The organism is Micromonospora sp. D93 (assembly GCF_018070365.1).
GTDB lineage: Bacteria > Actinomycetota > Actinomycetes > Mycobacteriales > Micromonosporaceae > Micromonospora > Micromonospora ureilytica.
The window spans coordinates 1-12,566 of the sequence record NZ_JAGPXW010000055.1 but is presented as its reverse complement, the minus strand read 5'-3'; the positions used below and the strand labels follow the sequence as shown (position 1 = coordinate 12,566).

12 protein-coding genes and 1 pseudogene are annotated in these 12,566 nt (G+C 73.2%); 9 read left to right on the top strand and 4 right to left on the bottom strand.

Going from position 1 to position 12,566, the window contains the following annotated elements:
• Positions 1-14: 14 nt before the first annotated feature.
• The gene (locus KBX71_RS33340) at positions 15-527 is read right to left on the bottom strand and encodes a PaaI family thioesterase (protein ID WP_210821662.1); all 513 of its coding nucleotides are present in this window, start codon (positions 525-527) and stop codon (positions 15-17) included.
• A gap of 55 nt (positions 528-582) precedes the next feature.
• Between KBX71_RS33340 and KBX71_RS33335 the strand changes: the two genes are divergently transcribed.
• A complete protein-coding gene (locus tag KBX71_RS33335) occupies positions 583-1,059 on the top strand; it encodes a helix-turn-helix domain-containing protein (protein WP_210821661.1) in 477 nt (158 codons plus the stop codon).
• A 289-nt stretch (positions 1,060-1,348) separates the two neighbouring features.
• Positions 1,349-2,395: a S1 family peptidase gene (locus tag KBX71_RS33330; protein ID WP_210821660.1), complete on the top strand. Its 1,047-nt coding sequence runs from the start codon at positions 1,349-1,351 to the stop codon at positions 2,393-2,395.
• A 96-nt stretch (positions 2,396-2,491) separates the two neighbouring features.
• On the opposite strand, the gene KBX71_RS33325 is transcribed toward KBX71_RS33330, so the two are convergent.
• Both KBX71_RS33325 and KBX71_RS33320 read right to left on the bottom strand, forming a co-directional pair.
• Entirely contained in the window at positions 2,492-3,115 is a 624-nt protein-coding gene (locus KBX71_RS33325; protein ID WP_210821659.1) for a DUF998 domain-containing protein, read from the bottom strand.
• A 94-nt stretch (positions 3,116-3,209) separates the two neighbouring features.
• Positions 3,210-3,944, bottom strand: coding sequence for a DUF998 domain-containing protein (locus KBX71_RS33320; protein ID WP_124821637.1), 735 nt, complete (start codon positions 3,942-3,944; stop codon positions 3,210-3,212).
• A gap of 154 nt (positions 3,945-4,098) precedes the next feature.
• On the opposite strand from KBX71_RS33320, the gene aspS reads away from it, so the two are divergent.
• From aspS to KBX71_RS33300, 4 genes are all read left to right on the top strand, one after another.
• Positions 4,099-5,904, top strand: a complete 1,806-nt coding sequence (gene aspS / locus KBX71_RS33315) for an aspartate--tRNA ligase (protein WP_210821658.1) — start codon at positions 4,099-4,101, stop codon at positions 5,902-5,904.
• Between the two features lie 103 nt (positions 5,905-6,007).
• Positions 6,008-6,820 (top strand): sugar nucleotide-binding protein, encoded by an 813-nt coding sequence (locus KBX71_RS33310; RefSeq protein WP_210821657.1) that lies wholly within the window; start codon positions 6,008-6,010, stop codon positions 6,818-6,820.
• Positions 6,821-6,885: 65 nt separating this feature from the next.
• On the top strand, positions 6,886-7,494 hold the full coding sequence (locus KBX71_RS33305; protein ID WP_210821656.1) for a helix-turn-helix domain-containing protein: 609 nt from the start codon (positions 6,886-6,888) through the stop codon (positions 7,492-7,494).
• Positions 7,491-8,777, top strand: a complete 1,287-nt coding sequence (locus KBX71_RS33300) for an MFS transporter (RefSeq protein ID WP_210821655.1) — start codon at positions 7,491-7,493, stop codon at positions 8,775-8,777. The genes KBX71_RS33305 and KBX71_RS33300 overlap by 4 nt, the downstream gene beginning before the upstream one ends.
• 38 nt (positions 8,778-8,815) lie before the next feature.
• On the opposite strand, the gene KBX71_RS33295 is transcribed toward KBX71_RS33300, so the two are convergent.
• Positions 8,816-9,556, bottom strand: coding sequence for a GNAT family N-acetyltransferase (locus KBX71_RS33295; RefSeq protein ID WP_210821654.1), 741 nt, complete (start codon positions 9,554-9,556; stop codon positions 8,816-8,818).
• Between the two features lie 140 nt (positions 9,557-9,696).
• Here KBX71_RS33295 and KBX71_RS33290 point away from each other — a divergent pair, with 140 nt between their 5' ends.
• The 3 genes and pseudogenes from KBX71_RS33290 to KBX71_RS33280 all read left to right on the top strand — a co-directional run.
• Positions 9,697-9,918, top strand: a complete 222-nt coding sequence (locus KBX71_RS33290; RefSeq protein WP_210784931.1) for a hypothetical protein — start codon at positions 9,697-9,699, stop codon at positions 9,916-9,918.
• 74 nt (positions 9,919-9,992) lie between these two features.
• A complete protein-coding gene (locus KBX71_RS33285; protein ID WP_210821653.1) occupies positions 9,993-11,531 on the top strand; it encodes a replication-associated recombination protein A in 1,539 nt (512 codons plus the stop codon).
• Positions 11,528-12,566, top strand: a pseudogene (locus KBX71_RS33280) (hypothetical protein); the annotation flags it as partial. The gene KBX71_RS33285 and the pseudogene KBX71_RS33280, both read left to right, overlap by 4 nt.

Sequence of the window (12,566 nt, the reverse complement as noted above, 5' to 3'; positions counted from 1 at the left end):
GGGGTGGGTGGGGGCTAGGGGAGCGGGAGGGGGAGGAGGAGGCAGGTGCTGGTGGCGTGGGCTATCAGGCGGGCGCTGGCGTCGGTGATGCGGGCCTCGGCCAGGGCCGTGCGGCGGCCGCGTTGCAGCACCGTGCCCTCGCAGCGCAGGGTGCCGCTGTCGACGGTGACCGGGCGGAGGAACTTCACGTTGAGGTCCAGCGAGGTGTAGCCGACGCCGGCGGGCAGGGTGGTGTGCACGGCGCACGCCGCGGCGGTGTCCAGCAGGGTCGAGAGCACGCCACCGTGGACGCTGCCGAGCGGGTTGTAGTGGAACTCCTGCGGAGTCAACTCGACGACGACCCGACCCTCGTCGGCTTCCATCCGGCTCATGTCGAGAAGGTGCATCACCGGCGGCGCGGCCAGTTCGCCGGCGATCATCGCCCGGAGCATGTCGAGGCCGCCACGTTGACCGACCTGGGCGGCGTTGACCGACGGGTCCGCCCAGGAGAAGGTACGGCTGCGCACTGGTTCCTGCGTCTGCGTCATGGACGCAGCCTGGCAGCAGGTTGCTGAGTCTGTCAACGAGATCTAGCCTGGTCGAATGCGACCCGCGGCTCTGGACTGGTCAGTGGAGAACTGCACCATCGCCCGCGCGATGGAGATCCTCGGTGAGCGGTGGACGCTTGTGGTACTCCGCGAGGTGTTCACCGGCGTACGCCGCTTCGACGACATGCGGGTGCGCACCGGCATTCCGCGTCAGGTGCTGACCAACCGGCTCGCCAGCCTGGTGGAGCAGGGCGTGTTGAGTCGCGAACCGTACCGGGAGCCCGGCAGTCGGCTGCGCCACGAGTACCGGCTGACGGAGAAGGGCCTGGACCTGTGGCCGGTGTTGGTCGCCGTCCTCGGATGGGGCGACCGGTACCTCGCCGACGCGGAGGGCCCGCCGCTCAGCGTCACCCACCGCGACTGCGGCGCCGAGGTGCGCGCCGAACTGCGCTGCGCCGACGGGCACGACGTGGCCCGGCCACGCGACGTGGTACCCAGTCCGGGCCCCGGCGCCCGTCGCCGTACCCCCTGACGCGCGGGGCCCGTCCCGCCGCCAACGCCGACAGCAATCGATGGCCGTGTCCGTCCACAGTGGATCTCATCTCGGTTGGGTGTGACGGTGGCTGTTCATCAGCGTGTCAGAGGTGTTGCGGCCAGGTGGCCGATCAAGATCGGTAAATCCGGGCGAATCCAAGCCTTGTCAATGATCTTAAGGATGTGAATACTTCACTCTCATCCGGCCGGTTTCCCCAGATCGGCCGGGTTGCCCTCGGGTCAGCCGCCCCCGGCAGACCCGCTCCCCCGCCCAGGAGGTTTGTTACATGCGACCCACGAGGTCCTCATTCCGTGTTGCGGCTACAGTCGCCGTTTCCGGAACCCTGGTCGTCGGCTCGCTCATCGGCGCGCCCGCTCAGGCCGCTCCCGCCGCGTCGCCCGACACCGCCGCCGCGATCTCCGCGGAACTCGGCGACCGTTCCGCCGGCTCGTACATCGACGCCAGCGGCAAATCCGTCGTCACGGTGACCGACGCGGCCGCCGCCAGCAAGGCGAGCAAGGCCGGCGCCGTCGTCCGCTACGTCACCCGCGGCGCCGCCGAGCTCAACATGGCCACGGCCGACCTGGAGCGCTCCGCGAAGATCCCGGGCACCGCCTGGTGGAGCGACCCGGTCACCAACCAGGTCGTCGTCTCCGTCGACAGCACCGTCACCGGGGCCAAGCTGGAGCGGGTCAAGGCCGCCGCCGCGCGGGCCAACGGCGCGGTCCGGGTCGAGGCCGAGGCGGGCGTGCTGAGCACCCGGATCTCCGGCGGCCAGGCCATCTACGCCGGCGGGGGCGGGCGTTGCTCGCTCGGCTTCAACGTGCGCAGTGGCAGCACCTACTACTTCCTGACGGCCGGGCACTGCACCAACATCTCGGCCAGCTGGTACTCGAACTCCGCCCAGACCGCGCTGATCGGGACCCGTACCGGCACCAGCTTCCCGGGCAACGACTACGGCATCGTGCGGCACAGCAACTCGGCCAACGCCGCCGGCAACGTCTACCTCTACAACGGCAGCTACCGGGACATCACCGGTGCTGGCAACGCCTCCGTCGGCCAGTCGGTGCAGCGCTCCGGCAGCACCACCGGGCTGCGCGGCGGCACGGTGAACGCGACAAACGCCACTGTGAACTACGCCGAGGGCTCGGTCTCCGGTCTGATCCGCACCAACGTCTGCGCCGAGCCGGGCGACAGCGGCGGCTCGCTCTTCGCCGGCGGCACCGCCCTGGGCATGACCTCCGGTGGTAGCGGCAACTGCCGCACCGGTGGCACGACCTACTTCCAGCCGGTCACCGAGGCGCTCAGCCGCTACGGCGTCAGCGTCTTCTGATCCACGCACCGCTCGCGGGCCGCCGGAACACTCCGGCGGCCCGCGTCGCGTTGACGGCCACCGAACCCGCCGGCACCGCGCGGCTCACGGTGGCGGTCAGCCGGCCCCGGACGGTTTCGGCCGCCGCCGGGAGACCAGCACGGCGGCCAGCGGTACGCCCGCCTCGGCCGCCGCCGCCAGCCGCTCCGTCAGCCCGACCCATGTCCCGTCGGTGAAGAACTCGACGCCGAACCAGCCGACCAGCCCGAGGAGGAGCGCCGCCGCCGTGAGCGCCAGCCGGCGTACGGGAGCCGGCGGGTGCCGGTGCTCCCGGTCGAGGGACGGCGTCGCTCGACGGGGCACCGCCAGGGCCGGCCAGACGGCCAACGCCCCGAACGCCACACCTGCGGCCACGGCGTGCGTCGTCGAGCCGCCGCCCGGGTTCTGCGGGAACGCGACCAGGACCACTGTCGCCAGCCCACCCAGCGCGAGCAGCCCTCGGCCCGCAGGCGCGGCGCTGACCAGGCCGAGCGCGGTCGTCAGGTGACAGAGGCCGAGGCCGGCCAGCCCGATCGTCATGATCCAGCGGTGGTCGGCACCGGTGGCGGCGAGCGCGCTGATGGTCTGCCGCACCGGGTCGAATCCGTCGGACTGGGCGGCCTGCGCCAGTGTCCAGCCGCCGATGAGGAACAGCGGTGCGCCGCCGGCGGACAGCAGGGCCCAACGGGGAACGGCGGACATCGGGCGATCCTAGCGGGACGACGAGCGGAGTTCCCGGGCCGCGCGCGAGCCGACGGTCCGACGTCGCGGACACCAGAGCAGGCGGGGCAACGACTCACGGCAGTCGGTCGGGTCGCCCGGGAGCGGGCCCACTCGGTGGGCCGAGAGGATCCGGGGGTACGACGCCGATGGTCGGCAGGTCCGGGCCGACGCGTACGGTGCCGCCGGTCGACCAGGCGAGGTGCGCCTGCCGGGCGGAGACAACCGCCAGTAGCGGCCAGAGGGAGACCGCCACCGCCGTCACCCGCTCGGCCAGCCCGGTGCGGGACCCGCTGGTCACCTCGAACGCGCACCAGCCGAACAGCGCCAGCAGCACGAGCGTGGCGCTCAGCCCCACCGCCCGGCGGAACGCCCAGGGCGGCTCCGGTCGGGTGGGGTGCGCGGTGTCGTGGCCGCGCGGCAGCCGCAGTGCCGAGCCGGCCGGCCAGAGCACCAGGGCGAGGACCGCCACCGTCGCCGCGATGCCGTGGCTGAGCGAGCCGCCGACCGGCGGCCGGGGAAACGCGACAAGCGCGATGGTGGCCACGCCACCGATCGCGAGCAGGAAACGGCTGGGCAGCCCGGCCGCGTGCAGGACGGCGGCGACCGACAGGTAACAGCAGCCGAGCAGCACCAGGGCCACCACCATGATCCAGGCGTCGGTGGCGTCCTGCCCCGCCAGCTCGCTGATGGTGTCGCGGACCGGGTCGTACCCGACGGGTTGTCGGGCCTGCGCCACCGTCCAACCGGCCACCAGCAGCACGGGTGCCGCCGCCGCCGTGGCGACGGCCCAGTTCGGTACGGGCCGCATTTCGCCACGTTAACCGGCGCGGCTGCCGGGGGAGTCGGGTTCGCCGGTCCACCCCACCAGCGAATCGTGCCGGCCTGCCGGGTGCCCGGAGGCGGGGCGGCCACCCCTGACAGAATGCCGGTGAGGACTGTTCCACGATGAGGAGTTGCCAGCCGTGATCCGTACCCACAATGCCGGAAGCCTGCGCGCCGCGGACGCCGGCTCGACGGTGACGCTCGCCGGCTGGGTGGCCCGCCGCCGCGACCACGGCGGGGTCATCTTCGTCGACCTGCGCGACGGCTCCGGTGTTGTCCAGGTGGTGTTCCGCGAGGAGGACGCGCACGCGCTGCGCAACGAGTTCTGCGTGAAGGTCGTCGGCGAGGTGACCCGCCGGCCGGACGGCAACGAGAACCCGGAGCTGCCCACCGGTGAGGTGGAGGTGACAGCGGTCGAGCTGGAGGTGCTCTCCGAGGCGGCGCCGCTCCCGCTGCCGGTGGACGACCAGATCGAGGCCGGCGACGACATCCGACTCCGGTACCGCTACCTGGACCTGCGCCGCAGTGGCCCGGCGAACGCGCTGCGGCTGCGCTCGCGCGCCAGCCAGCTCGCCCGGGGCGTGCTGCACGAGCGGGACTTCCTGGAGATCGAGACGCCGACGCTGACCCGGTCGACGCCGGAGGGCGCCCGCGACTTCCTGGTGCCGGTGCGCCTGCAGCCCGGCAGCTGGTACGCGCTGCCGCAGTCGCCGCAGCTGTTCAAGCAGTTGCTGATGGTCGGCGGCATGGAGCGGTACTACCAGATCGCCCGCTGCTACCGTGACGAGGACTTCCGCGCCGACCGGCAGCCGGAGTTCACTCAGCTCGACATCGAGATGTCGTTCGTCACCGAGGACGACGTGATCGACCTCGGCGAGGCGATCGTCTCGTCACTCTGGAAGGACCTGGCCGGGCACGAGATCACCCGACCGATCCCGCGGATCACCTGGCACGACGCGATGGCCCGGTACGGGTCGGACAAGCCGGACCTGCGCTACGGCGTCGAGCTGACCGAGCTGACCGAGTATCTGCGCGGCACCGAGTTCCGGGTCTTCGCCGGGGCGATCGACGCGGGCGGCTACGTCGGCGCGGTGGTGATGCCGGGCGGCGCGGCGCAGAGCCGCAAGGAGTTGGACGGCTGGCAGGACTGGGCGAAGGCGCGTGGCGCCCGCGGCCTTGCGTACGTGGTGTTGGACGCCGAGACCGGCGAGGCGCGCGGCCCGGTGGCGAAGAACCTCTCCGCCGAGCACCTGGGCGGGCTCGCCGACGCGGTCGGCGCCAAGCCGGGTGACGCGGTGTTCTTCGCGGCGAGCGCCACCACCCGGGAGGCACAGGAGCTGCTCGGTGCGGCCCGCGTCGAGATCGCCAAGCGGTCCGGCCTGATCGACGAGAGCGCCTGGGCGTTCTGCTGGGTGGTCGACGCGCCGATGTTCGAACGCACGGACGAGGGCGGTTGGACGGCCGTGCACCACCCGTTCACCTCGCCGAACTCGGAGTGGGTCGACCGGTTCGAGGAGGCTCCGGACCGGGCCCTGGCGTACGCGTACGACATCGTCTGCAACGGCAACGAGATCGGCGGCGGGTCGATCCGTATCCACCGGGGTGACGTGCAGAAGCGGGTCTTCGACCTGCTCGGCATCACTCCCGAGGAGGCGCAGGACAAGTTCGGCTTCCTGCTGGAGGCGTTCAAGTACGGCGCCCCGCCGCACGGCGGCATCGCCTTCGGCTGGGACCGGGTCTGCATGCTGCTCGCCGGTGCCGACTCCATCCGCGAGGTCATCGCCTTCCCGAAGACCCGCGGTGGCTTCGACCCGCTGACCAGTGCACCCACCCCGATCACCGCCCAGCAGCGCGCCGAGGCCGGCATCGACGCCAAGCCCAAGCCGACGCCCGCCGCCCACACCGGAACGGCAGGCCCCGCAGCCCCGGTAGCAGACCCGGTCTGACCCCTCCTCGCGCCGTCGATCATGAGGTTGACGAGTCCACGCCTCGGCGTGTCGCTCGTTAACCTCATGATCGACGGTGGCGGTGGCAGGGGAGTGGGCTGGGATGCGGGTGCTTGTTGTCGGGGGTAGTGGGTTACTCGGGCGGACGGTTTGTCTCCGGGGCGTCGGGGCCGGGTGGTCGGTTGTTGGGACCTTTCACTCCAGGGAGATCGCCGTGCCGGGTGTCGCGGCACGTCGACTGGACGTGACCGACCGGGCCGCCGTGCGCGCGCTGGTCGCCGAGGTGCGGCCGGACGCCGTGGTCGGCACCCCCTATCGGTACGGGGACTGGGCGGTCACCGCCGACGGTGCCGCGCACGTGGCGCTCGCCGCCGCCGAGGTGGGTGCCCGGCTGGTGCACGTGTCCAGTGACGCGCTGCACGCCGGACGACACGTGCCGTACGCCGACGACGAACCACCCACGCCGGTGCACGCGTACGGTGCCGCGAAGGCCGCCGCCGAGACCGCCGTGCGGGCGATCGATCCGGGCGCGGCCCTGGTGCGGACCTCCCTGATCATGGGGGAGGGCAGCAAGCAGATCCAGCTCTGCCGGGACGCCCTCGCCGGCCGGGCCACCCTGTTCAGCGACGAACTGCGCTGCCCGATCGACGTCGCCGACCTGGCTGACGCCGTGCTGGAAATGGTCGCCTCGTCGTACGCCGGTCTGCTCAACGTGGCCGGCCCCGACGCGGTCAGCCGGGCGGAGCTGGGCCTGTTGGTCGCCGGGCGGGACGGCCTGGACCCGACCGGGTTGAAGACCACCACCAGCGCGGACACCGGCCTGGTCCGCCCCCTCGACGTACGCCTCGACAGCTCTCGCGCCGCCGGCCTGCTGCGGACCCGACTGCGGGGGGTACGCGAACTCCTGGCACCCTGAGAATCATGCACACTTTCTATGCACAACTCTTGTGCATAGAAAGTGTGCAGAGATAGTGTGCGGTCATGGCGAACGATGAAGCGACCCCGCGGCCGGCACCGCGCGAGGTGCGGATCGACAAGCGGCAGGTCCGGGTGCTGGCACACCCGCTACGGATGCGGCTGGTGGGCGCCCTGCGTGTGAAGGGGCCTGCCACCGCCACCACCCTCGCGGAACTGCTCGGCACCAACACCGGCGCTACCAGTTACCACCTGCGGCAACTCGCCGAGGTCGGGCTGGTCATCGAGGATCCCGACCGGGGCGGTGGGCGGCAGCGGTGGTGGCAGGCGGCTCACGACGTCACCAACTGGGAGCCGACCGACTTCGACGACGACCCCGACGCACGGGCCGCGATCGAGTGGATCCAGGGCGACCAGGTGCGGCTCCTCGTCGAGACCGCCGAGCGCTGGTTCGCGACCCAGCACGAGTGGTCCCCGGCCTGGCGGGACGGCTTCGGCATGAGCGACATCTTCATGACCATCCCGCCGGCCCGGCTGGAGGAACTCAAGACGGAGATGTGGCAGTTGCTGGAGCGCTACCACCGCGAGGCCGACTCCACCGACGCCGTCGACCCGGAGGCCAAGCCGATACAGGTGTTCATGGCGGCCTACCCGTTGCGCGAGGGTCTGGCATGAGCGCGCTGACCGTACGTCAGGTTCGGCGTCGTTACCTCACGCTCTACGGTCTGCGTTGGCTGCCCACGGGTCTGATGATCCCGGTGATGATCCTGCTGATGCAGGAGCGCGGCCTGTCGCTGCCACAGATCGGGCTGGTCGGCACGGCGCAGGGGCTGCTGGTGTTGGCCCTGGAGTTGCCCACCGGCGGGCTCGCCGACGCGCTCGGCCGCCGACCGGTGCTGCTCGCCGCCGGAGTGCTCAACCTCGCCTCGCTGGCGCTGTTCGCGGTGGCCGACTCGTTCTGGCTGTTCTTCGTGGTCTGGGCCCTGCAGGGCGTCTATCGAGCGCTGGACAGCGGCCCGTTGGAATCCTGGTACGTCGACGCCACCCTGACCGCCGACCCGGAGGCCGAGTACGAGCGCGGCCTCGGGTACGCCGGCACCGTCGTCGGTGGGGCCATTGGCGCGGGCGCCCTGCTCAGCGGCGGTCTCATCGCGCTCGGCCCGCTCGGCCCGGTCACCGCGCTCACGGTGCCCGTGCTGGCCGCCATCGTCGCGCAGGCGGGGGCGCTCGTCGCGCTTGTCGTGCTGCTCGTCGAGGAGCGGCCGGCCACCGGGTTCGCGGCGCTGCGGGCCTCGGTGGCCCAGGCGCCCCGGATGATCGGCCAGGCCGTCGGGCTGCTGCGCCGCTCCCGGGTGCTGCTGGCGTTGGTGGCCGTCGAGCTGTTCTGGGGCTTCGGCATGGTCACCTTCGAGTCGCTCCTGCCGGTCCGGCTCGCCGAGGTGATCGGTAACCCGGAACGCGCGGCGGCGCTGCTCGGGCCGGCGAACTCGGCCGCCTGGATCGCCTCGGCCGCCGGTGCGGCACTGACCCCACTGCTGCTGCGCTGGTTCGGCGCCCCTGCGGGCGCGGCCCTGCTGCGCATCCTCCAGGGCGTGACGGTGGTCGGGATGGGGTTGTTCGCCGGGCCGATCGGCGTGCTGGTGGCCTACCTGGCCTGCTACGCCGTGCACGGCGCGTCCAACCCGTTGCACAGTGGGCTGCTGCACCGGCAGGTCGACGGCCCGTACCGGACCAGCGTGCTCTCGCTGAACTCGATGATGGCGCAGCCGGCCGGCGCGCTCGGCGGGGTGGTGCTGACAGCGCTCGCCGCCGCCACGAGTATCAGCACCGCGATGGTGGTCGGCGCTGTGGTGTTGGCCGTCGCCGCACCGCTCTACCTGCCTGCCTGGCTGGCCGGCCGTCGGGCCGCCCCGGTTGTGGAGCCGACCGCGGTTCCGGTTCCCGCCGCCGACCGCTGAGCAAGGGCCCCTCGTTCGCGAGGGGCCCTTGCCGCCGGTCAGGCGAGGCGGATCGAGCTGAGCGGGAGAGTGTTGGTGTAGCCGAGGCGACGGTAGAGCCGCGCCGCACCGACATTGTGCGAGTAGACGCCGAGGCCAACGGTGTCGTGGCGCGTCAGCAGAGCCCGGGTCATCCCGGCGGTCAGGGCCGCGCCCAGCCCTCGACCTCGTTGGTCGGGGGCGACGGTCAGGCCGGCGAGGAAGCCGATGTCACCCTGGCTGCGGTCCGCGCCGCACGCCACCAACCGGTCGCCGGCCCGGATGCCGTACCAGTCGACCACCCGTGGGTCGCCCGGCCGAGAGGTGCTGGTGGGGAACGACTCTTCGACGAGCGCCGCCAGCGCCAGCTGGTCGGCGTCGGTGAGGCGTAGCACCGACTGCTCGTCCGGCTGCGCCGGTGGCGGCGTGTCAATCCAGTGGAAGTCCCAGTCGCTGTGCTCGGCCACCGTCAACCGGTCGGCGAGCAGACCGCGATCGTGTCGAGGCAGGTGCAGCCGTTGTCCGGGCTGGAGCATCCCGTCGGCGGCGAGCGCGACACAGATCTCCAGCGCCGGTTCGGCCGGGCCGATCGCGCAGCCGGCCGGTCCGTGCTCGGGCGGGACCAGCCACAACACGGCGCCATCACGCCGGTATGCGTGCGCCGGCACGGCCCGCCCGAGCGCGTGCCGGGCGAACGGGTGATGGCCGACGGCGGCCAGGATGGCGCTCCGGTCCTGGAGTACCCGGTCGTCGATGATCATGCTGTCCAGCCTAGGAGTGGACTGTCGAATGCCTCCGCCGGGCCGTCGCGGCGTGGCCACCTCCACCGTGGAGATTGGCGAGTCGACCGATTGGGTACATCACGCGCCGACCTACTGGGAACCCCCACCGGAGGACCGACATGCTCGCCATTCTCGCGGCCATCGTTTTTGGCTTTGCCCTGCTGCTCGACCTGCTCGGCACCGACTTCGGCGCACCCGACCTGTTCAACTGGAACACCCTCGTACTCATCGGGTTGCTTCTCCTCTCGCTCTACCTGGCCGGCGTGGGCAGCGGTCCGCGCGGCGGTGGCGGCGGTGGCGGTGGCCGCTGGTACCGGGGCCGTCGCCCCGGGCGTGGCTGACCGGAACCGATCACCGGTGGCGGGCCCGCGGCGCGATTCCGGCGTCGTGGGCCCGGCCCGGTACTGTCTTCGTGATGGAGTCCGACGCCCTCTTCTCCCTCGGTGAACCCGCCGGGTCGCGCAGCGCGCCCGACGATCCCGCCGGTGTCGACGGCTTCACCGCGGTGGCCGACGATTCGCCCCTGCCCGTCCGGATGCGCCCGGTGACCCTCGACGAGTTGGTCGGGCAGGAGCATCTGCTCGCTCCCGGCGCACCCCTGCGGCAACTCGTCTCCGGCGGGGCTCCGATGTCGGTGATCCTCTGGGGCCCGCCGGGCAGCGGCAAGACCACCATCGCGCACCTGGTGGCCGGGGCGACCGACCGCCGCTTCGTCGCCATGTCGGCGCTCTCCGCAGGTGTGAAGGACGTCCGGGCGGTGATCGAGGCGGCTCGCCGCCAGCGCCGTTCCGGCGGCCCGCAGACAGTGCTCTTCATCGACGAGGTGCACCGGTTCAGCAAGACCCAACAGGATTCGCTGCTCGCCGCCGTCGAGGACCGTACTGTCACCCTGCTGGCGGCGACCACCGAGAACCCGTACTTCTCGGTCATCTCACCGCTGCTGTCGCGGTGCGTGTTGCTCACCCTGCAACCGTTGGACGACGAGGCGGTACGGGGCCTGCTGCGCCGCGCGGTCGCCGACAAGCGTGGCCTGGACGGCGCACTCGCCCTGACCACCGAGGCCGAGGACCACCTGGTCCGACTGGCCGCCGGTGACGTCCGTAAGGCACTCACCGCCCTGGAGGCGGCGGCGGCCTCCGCCACGGCCCTCGGCAGCGGGCGGATCGACCTCGCCACCGCCGAGCAGGCGGTCGACGTGGCGGCGGTGCGTTACGACCGCGACGGCGACGCCCACTACGACGTGGTCAGCGCCTTCATCAAGAGCATGCGCGGCTCGGACGTGGACGCGGCCGTGCACTGGCTGGCCCGCATGCTGGTCGCCGGTGAGGACGCCCGGTTCATCGCCCGTCGTCTGGTCATCTTCGCCAGCGAGGACGTGGGCATGGCCGATCCCGGGGCGCTGAGCGTCGCGACCGCCGCCGCGCACGCGGTCGAGTACGTCGGGCTGCCCGAGGCGCAGCTCAACCTCGCCCAGGCGGTGATCCACCTGGCCACCGCGCCCAAGTCGAACTCGGCGACCACCGCCATCGGCGCCGCTATCGCCGACGTCCGGGCCGGTCGCGGTGGGTCGGTGCCGCGGGGGCTGCGCGACGCGCACTACTCCGGCGCCCGAGGGTTGGGCCACGGGACCGGCTACCGCTACCCGCACGACGACCAGCGCGGCGTGGTCACCCAGCAGTACGTCCCGGACGACCTGGTGGGCACCGACTACTACCAGCCCAGTCCGCACGGCGCGGAACGGTCGGTGGCCAGTCGGCTGCCGCTGCTACGCCGGATCGTGCGTGGTCTGCCGGCCCCGGCCGCCCGACCGGAGACGTCGACATCCGAGCCGTCCGTAACGGCGCAGACCGCGCCAGCGCTATCCCCGGGGGCCGTCCGTCCGACGACCGGCACGGGTGCCCCCGGCACGATGCAGGACAGCGGCACCGACGCCGCAGGAGAGGGTCAACAGTGAGATCGCGTGGTGGGGACCGCCCGGACGACGAGGGCCCGGACGAGCGGCGCGATCCCCGCGCCAAGACCCGCCGTTGGGGTCGCGGCCGGGCGGCTGAGCCCGAGCCGGCGGAGCCGGTCGCCGGCGAGGAGTTCGGCTGGATCGACGACCTGCGCTCGGCCAAGGAGCAACGCACCGAGTTGGGCCCGGACGGCGCACCGGCGGAGCCGAACCGGCCCCGCGCGGGCATGCCGCCGGCAGACCCTTCCGGGCCGCCGGCACAGCCCACCCCCCGTTTGCCGGCAGAGCCGGCCGGCGCGCGCGGCAGTGCGCCGGAGTCCTCGACGCCGCCGGCCCCGCGCCAGGGTGACCCGGGCGCCGCCGCCCGTCGGCCGGTCGACGGCCCCTGGCCGGGTGAGACGCCGCCAGCGGGCCGCCGCCCGGATGACCGGCCACCCGCCGCGGGCCCCGGCGCACCCGGGCCGCCGCCGCGCCGCGGCGTGCAACAGGTGCCCGGCGCCCGCGCTGCCGTACCGCAGTCGTCACCCCCCGCTCGCCCGGGCGGGGGTGACCCGGCCGGTCCGCAGGGGCCTCGCCCCGCACCGGACGCCCCCGGCGGCCCGGTCCGCTCCCGCGGTGCGGCGGCCCCTCCCGGTCCACCCTCGGGCCCACCGACCGCGGGCGCCCCGGCCGGTCGTCGCCCGGACTCCGCCGCTGCGTCGGGCCGTCGTCCGGACGCCGCTGTTCCGCCGGGCCGTCATCCGGACGGTGCTGTTCCGCCGGGCCGTCACCAGGACCCCGCCGCACCCGGTGGGCATCCCGACGCGATGCCGCCGCTGCGCCGTCCGGACGCTGGCCCGCCGGGCCGCCGACCCGGCCCGGAGCAGCCGGTCGAGCCCGGCCGCGCCCGGCCGCCCGCCGACGGCACGCCCGCCGGTCGGCGCGCCGCCGGCCCGACACCCGACCCCGCGCGGGCCGCCGGAGCACCGGTCGCCCCCGGCCCGGCCCGCTTCGACGGCGCGCCGGCTGGCGTCGTGCCACCGACCGAGGACGGCC